General features: G+C 65.5%; 13 protein-coding genes and 1 pseudogene. 5 read left to right on the top strand and 9 right to left on the bottom strand.

Translation table 11 applies throughout. From position 1 onward, the window contains the following. Positions 1–20 precede the first annotated feature (20 nt). Positions 21–1808 (bottom strand): DNA (cytosine-5-)-methyltransferase, encoded by a 1788-nt coding sequence (gene dcm / locus AB0B48_RS03150; protein WP_357195111.1) that lies wholly within the window; start codon positions 1806–1808, stop codon positions 21–23. Positions 1809–2623: 815 nt separating this feature from the next. Here dcm and AB0B48_RS03145 point away from each other — a divergent pair. After that, positions 2624–3604 (top strand): DUF4268 domain-containing protein, encoded by a 981-nt coding sequence (locus AB0B48_RS03145; RefSeq protein WP_357195108.1) that lies wholly within the window; start codon positions 2624–2626, stop codon positions 3602–3604. Positions 3605–3646: 42 nt separating this feature from the next. Here AB0B48_RS03145 and AB0B48_RS03140 read toward each other — a convergent pair whose 3' ends face one another. Genes AB0B48_RS03140 through AB0B48_RS03130 form a run of 3 tightly spaced genes read right to left on the bottom strand, consistent with a single transcriptional unit; the run spans position 3647 to position 8872 of the window. Continuing rightward, the gene (locus tag AB0B48_RS03140) at positions 3647–4684 is read right to left on the bottom strand and encodes a PD-(D/E)XK motif protein (protein ID WP_357195105.1); all 1038 of its coding nucleotides are present in this window, start codon (positions 4682–4684) and stop codon (positions 3647–3649) included. Beyond that, entirely contained in the window at positions 4681–7452 is a 2772-nt protein-coding gene (locus AB0B48_RS03135) for a Z1 domain-containing protein (RefSeq protein ID WP_357195102.1), read from the bottom strand. The genes AB0B48_RS03140 and AB0B48_RS03135 overlap by 4 nt, the downstream gene beginning before the upstream one ends. Beyond that, a complete protein-coding gene (locus AB0B48_RS03130; protein WP_357195100.1) occupies positions 7436–8872 on the bottom strand; it encodes an ATP-binding protein in 1437 nt (478 codons plus the stop codon). Before AB0B48_RS03130 ends, AB0B48_RS03135 begins: the two co-directional genes overlap by 17 nt. A 440-nt stretch (positions 8873–9312) precedes the next feature. Between AB0B48_RS03130 and AB0B48_RS03125 the strand changes: the two genes are divergently transcribed. Continuing rightward, positions 9313–11226, top strand: coding sequence for a PQQ-binding-like beta-propeller repeat protein (locus AB0B48_RS03125; RefSeq protein WP_357195098.1), 1914 nt, complete (start codon positions 9313–9315; stop codon positions 11224–11226). A gap of 9 nt (positions 11227–11235) precedes the next feature. Next, on the top strand, positions 11236–12117 hold the full coding sequence (locus AB0B48_RS03120; protein WP_357195096.1) for a hypothetical protein: 882 nt from the start codon (positions 11236–11238) through the stop codon (positions 12115–12117). Here AB0B48_RS03120 and AB0B48_RS03115 read toward each other — a convergent pair. After that, complete coding sequence (locus AB0B48_RS03115) at positions 12099–12758, bottom strand: RsiV family protein (protein ID WP_357195094.1); 660 nt, start codon at positions 12756–12758, stop codon at positions 12099–12101. The two genes, AB0B48_RS03120 and AB0B48_RS03115, sit on opposite strands and share 19 nt — an antisense overlap. A gap of 906 nt (positions 12759–13664) precedes the next feature. After that, positions 13665–15014: a hypothetical protein gene (locus AB0B48_RS03110; RefSeq protein WP_357195092.1), complete on the bottom strand. Its 1350-nt coding sequence runs from the start codon at positions 15012–15014 to the stop codon at positions 13665–13667. Positions 15015–15333: 319 nt separating this feature from the next. On the opposite strand from AB0B48_RS03110, the pseudogene AB0B48_RS03105 reads away from it, so the two are divergent. Continuing rightward, positions 15334–15670: pseudogene (locus AB0B48_RS03105) on the top strand (transposase family protein); the annotation flags it as partial. 60 nt (positions 15671–15730) lie between these two features. Here AB0B48_RS03105 and AB0B48_RS03100 read toward each other — a convergent pair. The 3 genes from AB0B48_RS03100 to AB0B48_RS03090 form a co-directional block, all read right to left on the bottom strand. Beyond that, positions 15731–17263, bottom strand: coding sequence for a hypothetical protein (locus AB0B48_RS03100; protein WP_357195090.1), 1533 nt, complete (start codon positions 17261–17263; stop codon positions 15731–15733). 327 nt (positions 17264–17590) lie between these two features. Continuing rightward, on the bottom strand, positions 17591–18850 hold the full coding sequence (locus AB0B48_RS03095) for an ATP-binding protein (protein ID WP_357195088.1): 1260 nt from the start codon (positions 18848–18850) through the stop codon (positions 17591–17593). Positions 18851–18860: 10 nt separating this feature from the next. Beyond that, entirely contained in the window at positions 18861–19526 is a 666-nt protein-coding gene (locus tag AB0B48_RS03090; RefSeq protein ID WP_357195086.1) for a hypothetical protein, read from the bottom strand. Between the two features lie 103 nt (positions 19527–19629). Here AB0B48_RS03090 and AB0B48_RS03085 point away from each other — a divergent pair, with 103 nt between their 5' ends. After that, a complete protein-coding gene (locus AB0B48_RS03085; RefSeq protein WP_357195084.1) occupies positions 19630–19830 on the top strand; it encodes a hypothetical protein in 201 nt (66 codons plus the stop codon). Positions 19831–19844 lie beyond the last annotated feature (14 nt).

The raw sequence follows: 19844 nt of genomic DNA, 5'->3' as shown, positions 1-19844 counted from the left end.
GAAGACCGGAGGACTACCGATCAGAAAAGCCGGAGGCTTCCGGCCTGGCTGCTTCTGCACACCTTCTGCAGCGGACACGCGTCACACATCGGCTCGACCGGCCGACACAGTGTGTTGGCCAGCTCGATGAGACCCAGATGCGCCCTCCGGGCGTCGCTGTCGTCACCGATCATGCGGGCCACCGCCAGTCGGCCGTCCGTGAGCCGGTTCCTCCGGTCGACCGGCTCACCGAGGTAACGGGCAGCCACCCGCAGCACACCCTTGGTGGACAGCACCGGCTCCTCCGAATCGTCCTCGCCCGCACTGGGCACGACCAGGATCGCCAGATCCGCCAACGCCTCATGCACCCCGGGAATGCTGCGCAACCCGGCGTCGTCATCGAGAACCGCCGGGTTATCGGCCAGCCGTCCTGCCAGCTCGACGATCCGGCCAGCACGGGCCTCCTTGCCCGTCCACCGCCCAATCTCGCTCAGCTCCGCCTCTGCGAGCACCGTCGCCTGGGGGGATGTCCATCTCGCGATCAGCGGCCAGAGCGGACGTACGACGTCCACCGAGGCGCGGTCCAGCAGCATCTCCGCCTGGATCACCTGCCATCTCGTGGTCGCCCGTAGCCAGGGAAGGCCACGAACCTCCGCGCTGTCGAACCATTCGGCAAGCAACGCCGCAACCTCCCGCGTGGAGGTCTCCGCCGGCCGCGCGGCGGCGATGCTCCGGCGCACCGCGCCCGCCAGGTGCTCGGCGAACAGCGGCGGCACCGCGTTGCCGATCTGTCGGAACGCCGCCGACGGTGGTCCGGCGAACCTGAACCAGTCGGGGAAGGTCTGCAAACGGGCCGCCTCCCGCACGGTCAGCGTCCGGCCCTGCCGCGGATGGATGTACCAGTAGCCGTCCTTCGCGATGTGCGCTGTGATCGTCCGGGAGAGGCCGTCCTCGTCGAGGCGCTTGTACTTGTCGTCGAAAATATCGTCGCGGTACCGCCTCATCTCCTCGGGGAGATCCGAGTAACGGGTGGTGGCGTCCATCAGTTCGAACGCGCGGGCGTCATCCTCACGGACAGGTCGGGTGATGTGATCGAACACCTTACGCCTGTCAGCGTCCGTCACGTCGGCCCGCATGCTGCGCTGATACTCCGTCACCGGCTCCGCGTAATCGGTCCACCCCTCGGCACCGCCCTCAGGACGCCAGCCACCCTCTACCGATGGAAGATCACCGATCGCGTTCCATACGGTCACCCGCTCTAGCGCATGCGGCGGCCATTCGAACAGCGCGCCATCAGCCAGGGCGACCACGATCAGGCGCTGCCTGAACTGCGGGACCCCGTACCGCCACGTATCGACCACCTGAGCCTGAACGGAGTAGCCCATCAATTCCAACTCGTGGACCATCGTCCGGAAGATGAACATTTCCTTGTCCAGCGCCATGTCCGGAACGTTTTCCATCAGCACTGCCGGCGGCCTGGCGAGCCGGATCACCTCGATGAACGACCGCCACAGGTCCCGACGCTCGTCGTACGGGTCGCGCTCCGCATAGCGGACCCGATGACGAATCATCGACCGGCCGGCCTTCGAGAACGGCTGGCATGGAGGACCGCCAGCGAGCAGTTCGATCTGACAGTCGCGCACAAGATCAGCAACTGTGCGGATGACAGCGGGATCGCCGAGGTCCCAGTTGACGCTGAGACCCCCGTGGTGATGCCGGTGCGTCTCGACCGCTTCCGCATCGTGATCAACACTCAGCACGACCTCGTAGCCGGCCTTCTGCAAACCAAGGCTCAGACCACCCGCACCGCTGAACAGGTCGGCGGCCAAGGGTCGCCCGCTGCGGCGGACACGAGCTGCATGCGCCGGTAGATCAGCAGCCTCTTCGCAGCTGTCCGGATGTGGGGCCAACCGCACGAACGGGCCTCTGACGAGCTTTACGCCGTACCCTTCACGCTTCCTAGGTTTACGAGTACGGGCAGGTTCAGCGGCGGTCACGGTCATGAACGCTACCGTCGTCGGGGCGGCCAAAGCCAGCGCCGCCGCCGAGCTCACGCAGGGGTCGCTACCAAGGCCGGCCGCATGAGGCAGACCAGACATCGGGCCCGGCACCGATCCGGGCCTCATCACCAGGATGTGCCGCACTCTGGGCCTCTACGACTCACCCGCCTACCGATGGCCGGCCGCTCTACTTTGACGAGTTCGGGCCCAGAACCTGCAACCTCGACCCTGCCGCGCCTGACGGCCCGCCGGAACCCGGGTACGACTACGGCCACCTACCGGGGTCTCAAGGCGTACGGCGAGTGATCGCCGCCTTGGACTTAGCCACCTGATCGCCTTCGCCACCGCATCCGCGCCCGCAATCACAGGCGGGAGTTCCTGGCTTCCTTGAAGAGCATCCGCCGCCGCTGGCCTGCCGCCGACGTAGTAGTGGTAATAGTACTCCGCGCCCAGCAGCAACGACCACCGCAGCCACAGAGCAGGACGCCGCGATCGGGGCGTACATCCGATGACGCAACCAGCGCGCCCGAAGAATCCGAATTCACGTCAGCTCCAAGATCCGCCACTCAGACTACCCATTCAAGGCTGCCTGGCTCGGCACTAGATCACAGCGAGCTCGCCAGTCCCTACTAGGATCTCGCCTCATGGCGGAGGAGAGTGCAGGGCCGGGTTTGCCCCATCTGGCGAGGCTAGAGGCGGTCAATGCGCGGGATGTCTGGCCGCATGAAGCACACGACTTCACACCGTGGCTGTTGGCGAATCCGGAGGCTCTCGGCGATGCGCTGGGCATGGATCTTGAGCTTTCCGCTGCCGAGCATCCCGTGGGAACGTTTGCACTGGATCTCATAGGAGTCGACCGAGCGACGGGTGAGATGGTGATCATTGAGAACCAGCTGGCGCCGACCGATCACGTCCACCTCGGCCAGTTGCTGACATATGCGGGCGGCACCGATGCAGTGAATGTCATCTGGATCGCGACGCGCTTCCGCGAGGAGCACCGTGCCGCCCTCGACTGGCTGAACACCCGGACCGACGAGTCGACAAGGTTCTTCGGCGTCGAGGTTGGTGTTGTCCGGATCGGTTCCTCGCCGCCCGCCCCCCTCATGCGACTCGTCGCCCAGCCGAATGATTGGGGCAAGTCCGTGAAGGCGAAGACCCAAGCGGAGGGTGGTTCGTCGAAAGGGCAGGCTTACCAGAAGTTCTGGATGCAGATGTTGGCCGAACTGTCCGGGCGCCAGCTCAACTGGACGCGGTCCCGCAAAGGGCTGATGCAGAACTGGTTGGCCATGCCGTCCGGAACTACTGGAATCACCTTCAACTGCTCATTCGGCCGATCGGGTCTGTGCAGCGAAATTTTCTTCGAGAGTCCTGATCCCGCCGTAAACGACGCCCGCCTCGCGGCCGCGCAGGCAAAACGAGAGTCGATCGAGCGCACCTACGGCGGGCCTCTTACGTTCGATCCGCTCATCGGGAAGAAGGGATGCCGGATCGCGGACCACCGCGCTGGCCAGATCGGATTGACTGAGAACTGGCAGGAATATGTCGAATGGTTCATCGCGTGCCAGATTAGGTTGCGAATGGCGATGTCGGACGTGTTCGGGTTGCTGCCCGGGACGGAGCGGTAACGTGCCTGCCGATCGGAGCGCCCCACATGGCCGGCTGGCACGTCACTGAACGAGAGCGAGGGCTGACAGCCGGGAGGTCGCCCCTGGCTCATCCGCCACAAGCCAGCTTTCACAAGCGGTGGTGTCGAGCGTGTACCCAACATCGGTGACTCCGACGGGCAGGCCGCCGGGGAAAGACGCGGAGGTCAGTCGCGGAAACCCCTCGCTAACCTCGTAGAGAGCCTGGTGGAGCAGTCGCCACGATCTGTCGTAGCGACCCAGGTCGGCTGGTGTCCAGCCGGTTGAGGCGAGGCGCTGGTCGAGCTCATCGGCGAGGAGGTCGTCGTGCTCGGCCATCGCCCGCGCTTGCCGGATCAGGTCGTCGAGGGTGATCTCGCCCAGTGGATCACCGGCCAGTCGAAGCGACATCAGGTACAGGACGCCGGATACGGGTGGGGCCAGCTGATCGAGTGACCTGATCCGGTGGAGGGTGGGTCCGGTCAGAGATCCGCTCGTCTTCACCTCGACCGACAGTCGGGAGCCGATGAAGTCGTGCCTCCCTCCGAGTGGCCCTTGCCACGATCGGACCGCAGCTCGGGTGAGTGACGGCAGCCATCGGGTGAGCAACCAGAGTTCGCCGATCAGTCCGACCTGGGCGTCAAGGCTGAGGCCGTCAGTGGGAACGGACCAGAATTTGTGCCATCGCTCCGCCGCTTCTGTGATCGGATCCGGGTTGGCTGACGCGCCAGCAGCAAGTGTGCCGACGACCTCCTCCGCAAAGGACGTGAACAGCCTCTGCAGGGCGGGCTCGGGGCAACTGAGGTCTATCCAGGTGTTCTCGTCAGCTCGGTGGACCTTCAGCCGGCGGATCTCAGCACGAAGGCCGCGGCTGGCTCGGGGTGCGCGGAAGGCGTCGGCTGCAGGGAGCGCGATCAACAGATGCCGTCGCCCGGTTGCATCGACCGCAGCCAGCACCGGCCCGCCCGGCCACTCAGCGACACGCTGCGCCTCTAGGAGCAGCCCGGCCGGAGTCGGCAGCGAGCGCCACAGGATCTCCAGACCCTCCGGGGAGCCTGGCCGTTGCTCGGCATCGCTGGTCATCCGGTGACCGGACCGGGTGACCCGACGACGTACCGGATAGTGGCCGGGCTCTCCGAAGCCGGAAAGCTGATCGCCATTCCTATGACTGTCTCGCCATGCTCGTCGGGGTTGTCGAACAAGGGCTGCTTAGGTGGCCCCTTGCGCTCGCCGGACGACGTCGATTCCTTTGGCTTGCTGTATGCGCTGATCGGGTAGAGCAGGAGCAGTCCCTCCGTGGGTGGCCGCCGGTGGCGCAGGGCGACGGGATAGCTCACATCGAGGGCATCTGCGGCTGCCGCTGCCCATTTCCGGTCCTCGTCGCCCAGGCCGATGTCCTCGTCACCGGCGCCAGGGTTGCCGCGGCTGACCGGGTTAACGAGTGTGCCGATGCTGGTTTCCGAGTGCCCATCGCGGGCGCGGCTGATGCAGGCCACCGGTCCGAAGCCCTGGATGTGCAGATCCTCGCTGCCCAGGACGGTGTCAATGTTCTGCCGGCCGCGGACCGCAACCCTCCACCGGACAAGTTCGCGGTGCTTGGCCTGTATCGCGATGTATTCGCGGAGGGCCAAGCTTGAACGCTGGGAGCCGGGAGCTGTCCGGTATCCCGCGTCGCCGAGGAACTCCTCGATCTCCCGCCAGTCCACGTCTCTCCACGCGGGCAGGCCGTCAGGGCCCACTGCGCTCGGCGGTCCGAGCCTGCCCAGCAATCGGCGCGTCGCATCGAGGTTATGCCGCAACCAGTCCTGGTCGTCAATTTGGAAGAGGATGGTCTGGAACAACGTGCCTGAAAAGTCGTAACTGATTTCCCGTGCGCTGCCCATCCTGTTAGGCGCAGTGATGCGCATCGTCTCGTGCGCCCGAATCCGGGGAGCGAAGTCGCGCGGGGTCTTTCCGAGAATCTCGTACAGCCGGATCTCGCGTCTGAGATCCTCCTCCGCGGTGGCCAGGTCTCGGAAGCGCTGGTTGAGGTCGGTCGTGGTCCACAGTCGGGTCAGGTCGACGTAGTCCTCGCGGTAGCCGAACCATCTGCCCATCTGCAGCAGAGTGTCGAAGTAGTTGGCGTTACGCACGTAATACGAAACGAGGAGGCCTTCGATCGTCAGGCCACGCGACAGCTTGTTGCCGCCGATGACCACCGCACGCAGATCCGGGTTGCGTTCGTAATCCAGTTCATCCGTCGATCTGTTGTGCAGAACGAGGACGGGAAGCTCCCCACGAAAAAGACGGGCAATTGCCGGCTCAATCTCGGAGAACTTGAGGTGCCGGTCCGCCGCGATGGCACCGGTGACGGGAACGAAATGCTCCTCCCAACGCCGTTGGAACTCGGGTGCGGCGTGCTCATTGTCGTAGCGCCAGCGCTGCCGAAGCACGGACAGCCGTTCGCGGACCAGCGCCGCGATGGCGTCCTGCTGGTAGGTGTACTGGGAGCCGTGGATGAGCATCGCAGAGGCCGGTGAGCCGCCGGTGCGGGTGTCGCGGGCCGCCGTGGCGAGGATGAAGTCTGCGAGTGCGTCGTCGAAACTTTGCGGTAGGGCGTTCACCGGAGGTGCCCCCCGGGCCGGCGTGAGCAGGCGGGCCTCATGGTCACGTACCCTACGGATGACGTCGATCCCCTCGACGTTCTCGCCGCCCTCGCCGGCCAGCGCCTCACGTCCGAAGAGGCGTTCCGGGCCGTAGTAGCCGTGGGGCGGGGGGAGGGAGACGATGAAGTCCCGCGGATACAGATCCTCGGCGACCTCTCGGTCCATCGCCTCGTGATTGATCAGAACGTTGGCGAACGGGGTGGCTGTGTATCCGACGTAGCTGACCCGCCTGAAACGGTGCAGCAACTGCCGGACAAGCCCGTTGATGACCGAGGGATTGATCTCTTCGGCCTGGGTTTGGGCCGACACCAGGTCCAGACCGTCTGCGGCGGCATCGACGTCTTCAGCGACCAGGTCGACAACTTCCTCGAGGAGTTGCCGGTTCCCGCCGGTGTTGATGCTGGCCTGGTCGGCCTCGTCGTCGATGATGAGCACTGGTGTGCTGACCGGTTGCCGCTCCTCGAGCCAGCCGACCAGGCGACGCAGTACGCTCGCGTTCTTCTTGATTACGAAGATCAGCGGGACATTGCCCTGCAGGAGACTGGCATCTGCCGTGCCCGGGTGGAAGTCCTGCCAGACCTCCGCACCGGTCATGCGGATGATCTGGCGCCCGTGTTCGGGGGCGCCGACTCCGCGACGGCCGGCCTCGTCCGGAGCAAGGCCCAGTTCGTCCTCCAGCCTCAACTGCGTCTGCCGACGTAGCGAGTTATGGATTCCGGAGAGCACGATGACGATACGGTAGCCCGCGTCGTACGCCTTGGCGATCAGCGCGGTGAAGTTGGCGGTCTTTCCGCTCTGTACATAGCCGACGACCAGGCCCCGGATCTGGAAGCTGCCGGACCCGCCGGGCCCGGGGTCTTCGAGCATTGACAGGATCTTGTCGGTCGCCGTGTCGATCGCGTCGATGGAACTTTCAGTTCGTCCCTTCTCGACCAGCAGCCATTCACGCAGTCTCGGCCAGTAGTAGCCGGCAGCCGGGTCGTAGCTGTCGAACCATGCACGGGGCCCATCCTTGGACAGCACTGAGACCGGTTCAAGCGTCACCCTATCGGCGTTCCACCGCCGGCCGACCTCGTCCCGCAGCTCCTCCGGCACAAAGCCGGCCAATGCCTGTTCCAGTGTCAGACCGGAACTCATCACGGCGCGTACGGCCCGCAGGTAGGTTTCGGGCGAGTGTTGCGCCGCCCGCTCAGAGGCCGAGCTCACGAGCTACCTCCGGGTCGTCTCGTCGTAGCTGGTCGAGAATCGATTCCAGTGCGTCCGAGTGTCCGGCACGCTCGGCCGCCCGTTGTAGGGCGGCAACGGCGGTTGGTCGCGCCAACGTCACCGGGGACCCTTGGCCGCCGGGTCCGCCTGACGGCGGACTCAAGGCTCCGCTGCCGTTGCCGCCGCCACCTGCCGGGGCCGTCGCGGACCAGGCTTCCTCAGGTCCGGCGCTCCGCCGCTCTCCGTCGACCGGGGTAGGAACCCCACCACTCCTAAAGGGCGGTGGCGGGGGTGGCGACCCAGAGGGCGGCCGAGGACGAGGGGACCTGCTCTTGTCGCCTCCGCGGTAGCGCTCCTGCGCTCTCTTAACCAGCTCGGCGACCGGTCGGTTCAGCTGATCCCTGAGGTCCTCTGGTAGCCGTACCCGCATTTTCGAGATGTTGATCTCGAAAGCCTCGTCCAGATCGGGCCAGAACTCCAGCGATGCCCGGGCTAGTTTGGCGTGTTCATCCTGGGTACGCATCCGCGACCAACCACCGGACTGGATCATGCGGTCCGCGCGGTAGACGTAAAATCCCTGCTGACGGTTCCAGTTCTGCGGGCCGCTGGCCCGCCGCCATGCAGCATCGCTACTGAACTCACGCTGCGCCGGAACAACAAATGGGCTGAACCTCACCAGTCCGCCGGCCACCCGGAACTCCTTGACCGGGAGCGATTCAGTCCTCGGTTCAGCCCGCACGAACGGATCCCACGCCTCGACCGGCGTCCCGTTGATGGTGATGTGGAGTCGCTTGCGCCGCCGAGCCTGTCCAGACAGGAAGCGTCCAAAGACCATCCCAAGGTGGAATTCGAGCTGCTCGGCCAGCTCCATCAGATGGCGCTGCGCCCACCCACCCCAGGGGTCACGGTAACTCAGGACGCGGTCGAGGCGTTCCCACATCACCACGGTCCCCGTCGCTTCCTTGAGCGGGGCGATCAGCGGTTCCGGGCGCTCGGCCCCAGTGAGGTGCAGGATCTCCCATCGGTCAGTCTCCGTCACGTGGCCCAGATCGAGCCGCCGAGCCTCAATCCTGCGACGATTCGTTGCAGTACGGCTGGCTACGCTGATAATCCGGCATTGGGACAAGCTGGCAGTCTTGAGGCCGAGTCCGAACTTGCCAAGGTCACCCTCGCCGTAGTCCCGCGCTGCCCCTAGCCGCATCGCCTCCGAGATGCTCGCACCGGTCATGCCAGCGCCGTCGTCGGCAATCCGAATCCAGGAGTCCGGGCCGTCGAAATGGATCGTGATGCTGACCCTGCCGGCTCCAGCGGCGACACTATTGTCAATGAGGTCTGCGACCGCGCTAGAGAACTCGTACCCGAGGTCCCGCAGAGAGTTGGTCAACCTCGCCGCGCTCGGGATGATCTCTTCGCGTCTCATCCTGACACTCCCTCGTATACCCGGCTTGTCGGGCTCGCCCGCGACACCGCCCAACCGCTGACTACCGATGGGGTCGCGCGATCGCCCGACCGTCGATCACCCCGATCTTCGATAGCACCGCCAGTATATGAGCGGGCTACGACACTCGGCTGAGTCGAGGGTCTACGCCACGACGCGTCGTGCGCGCGCACCAGGGGATATCGGGGGTTGCATTCACGGGAGCGGTGTACAACTTGCCCGTGATAGGCGTGTTGCGTAGGTGAGAGACGGCCATTCGCGTCGGTCCTTCAAGACTACGAAGTCAGAGAAGGAAGAGCCGACGCAGAGGCACGCTGACCCGTCCGACGGTCGACGTCAATCCTAGGCGGCCGCGACCGATCAGTTGTCAGAAGACCGACTACGACCCTGCGCGGACACAGCGAGCGATGCTAAATCCAGTCGTGCCCTCATGGACGGTCGCTCGAACGCGACGCTTTCGAACGGCGATCTACGTTGCGGTACTCGGTCTCGTGGGCGCCGGACTTGCGGTCCTCATGGTCCCGCACCGGGGACCATCGACCACCGACGACTTCACCGGCAGCGCGGCCGAATCCGCCGCCTCGCGCGGCCCACTGCCTGTAGGTGGTCTACAGGTCTCCTGGGATCTGCCGGTCGGCGATTTTCACGCGTTCGCGATCGATCAGGCCACGGGCAGTATCGGGCTCACGGACTTCGCGACCGGCCTCGACGAAACCGCTCGCGTCCAGATCGTCGATGCGGACCGCGGATTCGTGCGGTGGCGCCGGCAAGTCAACGCGGACTGGCTCTTGAACCGTGACGGGACGCTGAGCAGCACGGTCGACGGCACCGGCTTCCTCGCGGGCAGGCTCTACTCCGGCGAAGCGCCTGTGTCCGCGGTACGGCTCGCCGACGGGCGGTCCCTGTGGCAGGCGGATCCCGACACGGGGTGGAGCCCTCATCTGGTTGGCGACGTGGTCGTCCTGCAGACAGACACGGTGATCTCAGCCCTCGATGCCCACTCGGGAGCCGCGCGTTGGCAGTGGCGATCAAGCGGTGCTTGCGGCGATCGCCTGCACATCGACTACGGCGCGCGACCGATCCTCGTGGTGAACTGTACGCGCACCGTCCACACGGTCGCGGCCAGCGATGGTTCCACGAGATGGACCTGGACGACGCCCGACGGCTGCCGGGTGTATGACACCGCGGCGTCGGAGATGTTCATCGGGGTCGTCGCCACCTGTCGGCCCGGCGAACAGCGGCTGTACGTTCTCGACGGCACGTCGGGCGCCGAGCGATGGAGCCGGGCCCTGCCGTGGGATCCGGACGCCGCTGATCCCGCGGACCCCACTCACGGAGCCCTGAAGCCCTCGATGGCCACGCTCGACGACGACGCCGTCTTCGAGATCCGCGGCGACGACGTCGAACGCTTCACGGCACTCACCGGTGCAAAGCTACCGCTCGACGTAGGGGCGGGGACCTTCGTCGGTACGGCGGCGGGCAACCTGATCTACCGGAGCGACGACGACGGCGCAACGCTGAGCGCGATGGACCCGCAGACTGGCGCCAGGGCATGGAGGAGACCGTTGCCGCTCACTTCAGTCAAAAACGCCAGCAACGCCCACCCCGTACAGCACGCCGTCGGCGACAGGCTGTACCTAATCGGCTCCGTGGACGGTCTGTGGCCCTCAGTTCTCACCCTGGTTGACGCCCGCACCGGCGACATGACAGCCTCCGCAGCCGCATGGGTAGACGCCGACCTCGTCGGCGTCGGCCCACACGGCACGGTCTACGCGGCGTACGGGCCGTACGACCAACGCCGCTTGACAGCGGTGCGCGTTACCGGCCAGGTCACAGGCTATCTCGGTACCGCTGTCCGAGCGGACGACTGGCCCGACGCCTGCCGACTGCTGTCCGCCGCCCGATACCGGTCAGCGTTCGGTGTGGCGCCCGTGGTGAGACCCATTCCGCTCGATGCTCCCGGCGCCACGCTGCCTAAACCGTCCCGATGCCGGTACCTGCCACCCTCGATCGAGGGGACCGAGGTGACCGTCGAGGTGAACTGGCTGTCCGAGACCGCCGATGACGCGCCAGACATCGCCTCCCAGCAGGGCATGCGGGGAGGCGCCACGACGGCCGCTGTCGGCGAAGGCCGGCACACGGCGTGGCGGTGGGATGAGACCAATACCGGGGTCGACCGGGTGCCACGCATCCGTCTCTCCTTTGCGGTCGGCCGCTGCGTCGCCAGCGTTACCACCCTCGGCCGGAGGAATGTCCTGCCTGCAATCGGTGGGATCGTTGCCGACAACCTGGCGGATCACGCCGTGAGCCCCGGATGTGCCGCACCGCGGCGTTAGGAGCCGACTGTGAACAAACGAAGATCCGCCCGTCAGCCGCCTGTCCGTCGCTCGCCCCGGACAACCGGCCGCGCGAGCGACGTCGCGGGACCGACAGGCGGGATGCGGCGACTGTCGTTCAAGGCCTTGACGGCGATCGGAACTCTGGCGACGGCCCTCGTCATGGCCATCGTCACCGCGATCGGCAGCAACATCGGCGGTTGGTTCGTCTCCGCACCGCCCGAGCCCGAACCGAAACCAGGAAGCGCCTTTACCGCGGGCATCCACATCAAACCGAAGTGCGGCCAGCACTACGCTCTCGCCAAGGCTCTCGATCCGCGCACTCAAGCCGCCGACCTGCACGCACTCTCGGTTCGCGATGACGGCGAGATGGAGGCTTTCCTCCGGGCACATAGAGGTTCGCCCCAGGACACGATCACCGTGGAAGTCATCTTCACGGGCATGTCCCGCACGCCGACCAGGATCCTCGACGTCAAGATCGAGCGGCTCAGGGTCTCCCCCGTTCTTGACGGCACCGCACTGCGCACGAGTTGTGAAGGAGACCCGTTGGCGCGGCCTGTGGAGGTGGACCTCGACACGCCGCCACGGGAGTTGATGAGCCAGGGCCAGCCGTACTTCGACCAGAAGGATCTCGAAGTCAGCGTCGAGGAACGCGAGAACCTCCGGATCGTCGCATCGGCCAAGGCCAACAGCTACCGATGGATCTTCGTCGTGCAGTACATCGACGGCTCCGGGAACGTCGCCCAGGGTTACCTGGGTGCCGACGGACAGCTTCACGCTCAACCTGACGACGTCCCTCAGGACGCCGAGTTCAGTCTGACCGGAACGGCAACGTCGTACCAGGTCACTTACACTGAATCCGGAGGACGTTTCTACCTCGACGGCGACTGAGTGTTCTGCGGCAGCGACGCCATCCAGCCGAGTGTCTCCTTGGTCATGAGCTGACTCACCTCAGACCATGGGATCACGACCCGCACGCTGCCGCAGGCACCGGCCCCCACCTGATACTTGCCGTAACCGAGCACCAGGGCGCCGTCGATCAGTGCAAAGTCCCTATATGGCTCTGCCGTGTCCCACTCGGCGTGCGGTGGCAGCCGGTCGAAGTCCTCACCGACGCACGGATCTGCGCGCAGCCGTCGCTTGACCACCTGTGCGAGTGTCGTGAACGCCGCGGTGGGATCGGCGAGCAGGTCCGTGAACCGCACCGGCTCTCCGGACGGCACGCGCACGGTCAACGCAAGCCAGTAGGCTTGCGGGTTGCCATTCGGGAGCCCGAACGAGGCGGGGATCATTACGCTGACGAACGAGGAGGTTGCCGCGAGATCGGCGGCCGCCCCTCTGATCACGTACTCACCCGGGTACTCATCCGGTCGAAGCGCCTTCGGCGGCGCCGACTGCTGCGCGAGCGCCATGTCCTCGAGCACCAGCTGACGTAGCGCATCGTTGACACGCCGGCCATCCGCCAGGCCCGCGACCTGGACGTATTCGCCTCCGCTGCTGAAGCCGTCGCCGTACGGCGGCAGCGGGACCAATTGCCGGGCGATAGCCGACGGTGCCGCCTGGCCCGGTGATGACGGCGAGTCCGGCTTCGGCGCGGACGGTGACGACCACCAGCCACAGGCGCTTGAGAGGGCGAGCACCGACAGACCGACGACGCAGGCACGCAGCAGGGAGACGCACCGTTCCGGCCTGGATCGAGGACAGTGACTTCGTGACAGCACAGCTGACGCTATCGACTGCGCAGGTTGCGCTCTGTCGGCAACACGACGAAACGGCGGGACGGGGAACACCACGAGCGCCGACCGGCGATCCCAGAGGGACCGGTCGGTTCGGGCGACGGCGGCGCTCCTGACCGGCCTCGGACGGGCCGTCGAGCGAAGCGGAGGCCTGGGGCACCCGCCGGCCGCCGACGCTTCGGATTCTCCGGCCAACCTCGGCCACCATAGCCCGCCGTCGTCGTGCTCGAGGATCTGGCGACGGTCGCCGAACCGCAGATGCGCACCTCGCCGCTGTCGGTCATCGGCGACCGACGATGTACGCGCAATCGAATCTTGAATCAGCACACCACCATCGGCGGCAGCCACCGGCAACTATCCGCTCATCGACTATGGCGCACAGCACTCCGATGACTTCGCCGACCACTACGCCGCCATCGCGACTGGCTGCGCCGCCTCGACCGCCTCCTGACCGGCCCTCGACCGTGCGGTCGAGGCCGACGATCTCACTGCCGCTGAACTGCAGCAGGCGATCACAGCGACATGACCATGCGGCCCAAGTGAGCGGCCCGGAAAGAGAGAAGCCACAGGTCATCATCCTGCGGACATACAACGGAGCGTCGGGTTAGAAGATGTCAGGGTTACGAGACGTCGTAGATCCGGAGCCGCCCTCGTCGAACAGCATGGTTTAGGAGAAGGCGATCAAGCGCAGCTTGAGTCGGCCTAGCAGAGAAAGTCGTACTGGGGAAAGATACTGCGGACCATATAAGTGTCGAGTCCCTTGCTGTCGAGGTCTGCGCATGTAATGCGCCCGTGGGTGGTCGAGCCGGAAACGATGAAGGACCACTCGCCGTCGGATGTGGCCTGATAAAGGTGTGTCTCGGTTCCTTTCACGCCGACCTCCCCCTGGACTTGAACGAGGGCGTAACGATCGGAACAAAAAGCAGAGGTCGCTCGTGTATTCGGGGGGAGAGGGAAAGCCTGATCGGCGCATTTGACGACCTGGGGCGAGCATTTGGGTTTCGAGAAGTCATCGGGCACAGTAGCGCTAACCTCCACCCCTGCCAGAGCCACGTTATCACTCAGTTCCAGAACATCGCTGAAGGAATAGATGGTTAATTCACCCTTGCAGGGCGTCGGCATTTTCTCCGGGAAACCCGGAATCCGCCCTACGATGCCGATCTTCACGTCAGGACTGCCAGAAACGGGCGGCGGGAAGAACCAAGCGAGAGAAACCAAAGTCTCACCATCGCCGATCACTACCGAGGCCTCAAAAGGCTCCGCCCCGACAGCTGCGGTGATTTCCTTAGCCGCATGATCGAGGCTACCTGGTAGACGGATTATCAGGTCAGATGGCGCGGCGATTGCGATGTCCCGCGCAGCAACGGAGTGCAATTCGATTGACGTTATCGAGCCATTGGCATCACAGATGGTTACCGTGTCAAGCCTCAGTGGTTGCCAACGATGACACTGCGTCGCTTTGCTGAACTTGTTCGGCTGGGTCGACTGAGGAAACCCGTTCGCCTCCCTGCCAAAGGCTTCGATAGCCAGGGAGACGGGCTGCCCCAGGCAGAGTCCGAAGAGTCCGTCGCAGTCCTGCTTCCGGGACAGGTGAATACCCTCGAAAGCAACGTAGTGATAAGGATCCGGGGCCCCAGTCAACGAAGATGCCGTGCTGCGTGGACTCTCTCTGTCGAAATAGACGAACAACCCAAATCCCGTTAGGAGCAGCCCGATCGTGGTGGCAATAATTAGGGCGATACCCGCCGCGTGAATCCCATGACGATCTCCGATCAACGTCGTCACCGAGTTGTACTTGCCAGACACCAGCGTGGATACGGTCGGCGGCTCCGTTGCTACTGGGCTCGCTCGATCATCCTTCACGCCCGACGATCGATCGCGTTCTGAAAGCAACCGCGTTCCGACCGAAAGCGAGATTGAGAACAGTACTAGCGTGACAAGCGTGACCCCCCAGGCAAGTGACGGGGTTTCGGTTAGGACGTTGGTAACCACGCCGATGCTGGCACTCAGGATGCCTGTCGCGATAATTCCAGTGACCTGTAGCCGAGTCACGATGCCCATCCCTGTCTATCGGCCAGCAGGATATAGATACTACGCGACTCTCTTGCAACTATGGGATCCAGCCTTCGCGCAGGTCGTGTCGTTCAGACTGAGATGAAGAACATTCGGTGGAGACGTCCGTCAACCGTTCGTCGATGTCGATCAGCATCGGTGCAGTTGCCGCACTCAAGACACGAAGGTCATCAGGGAGCCTTTTCCAAGCTGGTCTCGCAGCGCAGGGCGGGTATGGCAGGCCCGGTGATCGATGAGTGCGACGCTCCAGGTAGGACAGCTGTCGACCGAGACTCGAAGCCCCGACCGCAGCCTCGACATACTGGCCTACGCCGCCACGATTCCGTTGTCCAGCCGAACTGAATCACCTCGCCGAACGCATCCGCGGCCACCGTCAGCAGCGCGGGTCCCGACGGCGACGCCTAGGGCCCGACCGGCAGGCGCTGCTCGCTCTGGCCCATCTGCGTAGCGGCGACACCCACACCCGGCTCGCGGCCAACTTCGCCATCGGCGTTGCCGCCGCCTGGCGCTACGTCCAAGAGGCGATAGCCCTGCTCAGCTTGATAGCTGACGACCTAGACACCGCGATGCGACGCATCCTGCTGCTGGCGTACGCGATCCTGAACGGCACGCTGATCCCGATCGACCGGGTCGCACCGGCGCGGGCTCGTGCGCATCCGGCCGGGCTGTGGTGGCGGTTGAGGTGTGGATGCACTTCAGGCGCCGCGGTCGAGTAGCCCGTAGTGCCACGATTCCGGCTGTTGGCGGATGCCGGCGTGGGCCTGTCGGTCGTGATCGGGGCGGTGTTCCTTGCGTGGCCTGTGGGGGCTCCAGTCACCGAGGAACGGGCGCAGGTCGTCGGGTCCGGGGTCGGGGTTGTAGTTGATGTCGGCCAGCATGCGGGGATTGCGGGTGGGGTCGATCTGGTCGGCGGCGATCCTGCCCCACGCGACCCAGCTGGCGAGGTATCCGCCGGTGCCGGTCCGCCCCTGGGCCGCTTGTTCGAGGGCGGCGCAGAAGGCGCGGATGTCAGTTGCGGTGGTCCACGCCTGGTTGGCGTTGCGGAAGGTTTCCGCGCGGATGTTGTCCGCGGCCCGGATGCGGGCGTCGGCCATTGCGGCGTGCCATTGGGCGAGGGTGGCCGCCTCCTGCCGTCTGCGCTCGGCTGCGGCTTCCTCCTGCCGCCGCCGGTGTTCGGCCGCGGCCTTCTCCCGCGCGGCTTCGGCTGCCCGCCGTTGCTGTTCGTCGGCGGTGACGCCATCCTCGAACCCTTGGATGATCTGCGTTACGCGCTGTTCCAGACGTACGAGTGGGGTGTCTGTCCAGGTGTCCCGGTTGTCGTGTCCGGCCCGGGCGATCTCCAAGCGGAGCCTGCCGGAGTCGACGACGTCGAACTCCGCGGGTTTCATCCACGGCCGCAGGCGCAGCACCTTCAGCTCCTCGGCGGTGGGGTCGTGCGGGACCTGGTCGCGTTCCTCGGTCAGGGTGACCGTGCGTCGGACCTGCCCGGCCTGGAGGATCACCCGCGGGTGTTTCGCCTTGGTGTTGACCCCGAGCCGGTGCCCACGCCGGGCCGCCTCGCAGGCGAGGTGCCGGATCAGCAGAAACGCGCGGGGCAGTAGGTCCGGGCTGACGGCGAGGTTGGTCGGATCGGCTTCGAGGGCGCTGAACGCCAGATGCGGGTCGGTGGTGACACGTCGGGTGTTGAGCCGGATCCGGTTCCAGTCGGTCTCGTCCGGGCCGGCGTCGGCGTAGAGGCGGATGACGATGTCGCCGGCGTCGCGGCCAGTGTGGCGCAGATGGTGACCCGCTGGCACAAGTCCCTGCTGCTTGAACGCGTAAATGATCCGGCGGTACCGGGCCCGCGTTCCACTGTCGGGACTCTCGATACGGACCATGCCGCCCTCGTGCTGTAGGCGGTCGAGCAGTTCGCGAGCCGATCGCAGCAGGTCCGCCGACGAAGCGCCGCCGGCGATGCCGCCGGATGCCGGCGCCTCGGAGCGCGGGAGGTAAGCACGGTGGTCCGGATGATCGGGATGGTGGCCATGCTCAAGGTAGAAGCGACCGGCATCGGTCGAGCACGCCCTCCACACCCCTGCCTTGCGTGTCACCGTCACCAGGTTCCGGTCCTGCAGCGCACACGCCGACCGGCGGTACTCGACGCCGTCCGGGCCGCTGAGGTCATCGCCGCCGTGGATCCGGCGAAGCAGGTCGAGCTGCCGCTCATTGAGCGAATCCCATCGCTGCACCACCCGACAGTAAGGGGGACGGCGTACTCGATGGAGCTGGACACGGCCGTATATGGCAGCCCGCTCGGAAGAACGAACCGAACTGTCGGCTCCGCCTGAAACTGACTCGTGGTTTCGGAACCCGCCCGAACAGAGGGTCAAGGTTGAACACCCGTGGGCTGCAAGATCAGCTTGGAAAGGCTCCAATGGTTGATCATTCCGGTCTGGTGCGAGTCGGTGGGCGTGCGGTAGCCGCCGATCGGTGGTCGGCTTGCTCCCGTAGCGGCGACGGGGACGCTACGGATCAGATGGTTAGGGGTTCCAGCCCTTTTGGGCCGCCCCACACGATCAAAGCCGTGACGAGCGGAGACGCGGGCGGGTCACTGTCTGCACGTGGGCGATGCCACCCTGGTTCAAGCAGTCAAGCGCCAGGTCGTACACCTGCTGGTAAAAGTCTGCCGACTCCGCGTCTGCTCGTACCGTCACCTCGACGGGCGTGTACTGGGCGAGGGGAATGGTGCTGCCCGCGTACGAGAAGTTCATCCCGTCGGTGGTCCAGATCTGGAGCCGCTCGGTCTTGTTCCACTCGAACCGGACCCTGACCTCGTACTCACCGAGTCCCAGACGGTCGCTTGCCTCACGGATCAGGCCCATAAAGTCTGCGATCGCCACCTCGACGTCTCGCGACTCGACGACATGGTCATCGTTGTACTCCGTGCTCGAACGCCGGTGACCGCCGACCGCTGCCGCGAGGCTCACTGAGCCGTTGTCGTGGATGCTGATCCAGGCTTCCTTCCAGCGTTGGCTGTCGCCGTCGATCATGGGTCTAGCCGTCCATCGGCGGAGCCCGGGGCGGGGGTTGTTCCGGTCGACGTTCTCAATCGGGTGCAGGCTGCCTCGCCCGACGTAGACGAGGGCGTTCTTGCTCGCCTCCTCGAACGCCATCCTGGCTGCCGTCTGATCTGGCCGGTTCGTGAGCGCCGACGGCAGTCGCGGGTGCGCTACTGCCACGATCCAGGCGGGGCTGTCGGGTGAGCGCATGGCGGCCGACTCGGCGTAGAGCTTGTCGAGCACCTCGGTGGATCGCCGGCGTTCGTCGAAGCGCGCTCGGTACATCGCCTCGATCTGACGCTCTTTCATCCAGACGGTGTCTGCGTCGTTGCGGATGGGTGCGCCGAAGTACTCCTTCTTGTAGATCAGATGCGGGCCGTCGACACTGGGTGGGATCACGACCACTACGCACTGGTTGCCCGGTTCGCCGAGCTGAAGTACCTCGAGCCCGAAGACCGGCGGGCTGATCGCCGTCACGGCGGCGCTGCGCAGGCCGCGCTCATAGACCTCAGTCAGCTCGCCGGTGTCCTTGCGTCCGGTGGCTGTCTTCTGTGCTTCGGTGACGCCGAAGATCAGTGTGCCGCCACCGCTGTTGGCCATGGCAGCAACGTCCTTGGGGAAGTCGGAGTTCGGGATCGCGCCGAGCGGCGGCAGCTCGGATTTCCAGTCCAGGTCGTCCGTTTCGCGGAGGCCCTGAGCGATGGCGCGGTCGATCATCTCGCCTGTGAGCGGACCGGACGGATCGCCGAGGTAGCGATGGAGCGATGTGAAGGTCATCGAGGTACACCTACCAATTGCGGCTGGTCAGGTAATCCGAGTCCGGTGTGGTCACCAGCGACCTCTGCGACGTTTCGAACTTGTCGAGGATCTTCTTAAGCCTCTCGATGGTGTGCTCGGACTTGGACTGTCGGGCGTACGCGAGCACCAGCTCGCGGTCGTAGGCACCAGCTGCTGCGAGATCCTTGAGGAAGCTGAGGGTCACCAGCTCATCGGTGCCCTTGGTCCAGCCGTTGTATCCCTCGGACACGATGCCCTCCAACACCTCCGAGATCTCGGCGCTCAGACCCGCGCCCATGACCTCGCCAGTGACGACGTTGTACGCGCCACGAAGCCTCGCCCAAGCGTCAAACTCGCTAGGGATCCACTCGACGAGCACCACCACGCTCCGATCCAGGCGCTGGATCTTCTCCATAACCTTGTAGGTCGGGCACCAGGCAAGGACCACGCCGCCATCTTGTGGGTGGCCGCTCCGCTCCGTCACGATGTCGAGCTTGGCGAGTTCGGGGTGGTGAGTCGCCGAGTTCTTGTCGGGCGCTACGACCGTCAGATGGGCGCTGCGCTCGCGCGCTACAGCAAGGCCGAGCCGCTTGCCAGGCTGGATCGTGTCCGTTTCGGTGCCACGCGGCACGTAGATGTAGCGATGCCTGAGCACCTCTTCCAGCTGGCCCGACACAGCAGCTCCCTCCAGGTCGTTCTGCTCAGGGAGGCTAGACGGCACCTCCGACAGTTCCAGCACAGCCCCGAACAGGCCCGGAAACCGTCACCGACCAGCCGCCTTGGTCGTCCACCTCAACGGACTCGCCGTCAACGCCGCCCTCACTGAGCTCGTCGCCTGGCTCGCCGGTGCGCGCCCGCCCGCCGCCTGGCTCGACATCGACCTGCTCGGCACCACCAAGCGGCCCGGCATGCAGATCGGCCCGCGGCACACGGGCGATCGCGACCCTGGATGCGTCGACTGCGGCGGTTCAACCACATGAAGACCGCCGTCGCG

Source organism: Micromonospora sp. NPDC049089 (genome assembly GCF_040648775.1).
GTDB lineage: Bacteria > Actinomycetota > Actinomycetes > Mycobacteriales > Micromonosporaceae > Micromonospora.
The sequence above is the reverse complement of the archived record's forward strand: the minus strand, read 5'-3'. Positions and strand labels throughout refer to the sequence as shown.

Bases quoted from the DNA above. Each gene is read 5' to 3' on its own strand.
- AB0B48_RS03145 (WP_357195108.1), top strand. From the start codon at position 2,624: ATGGCGGAGGAGAGTGCAGGGCCGGGTTTGCCCCATCTGGCGAGGCTA.
- AB0B48_RS03095 (WP_357195088.1), bottom strand. From the start codon at position 18,850: ATGACCTTCACATCGCTCCATCGCTACCTCGGCGATCCGTCCGGTCCG.
- AB0B48_RS03140 (WP_357195105.1), bottom strand. From the start codon at position 4,684: ATGACCAGCGATGCCGAGCAACGGCCAGGCTCCCCGGAGGGTCTGGAG.
- AB0B48_RS03130 (WP_357195100.1), bottom strand. From the start codon at position 8,872: ATGAGACGCGAAGAGATCATCCCGAGCGCGGCGAGGTTGACCAACTCT.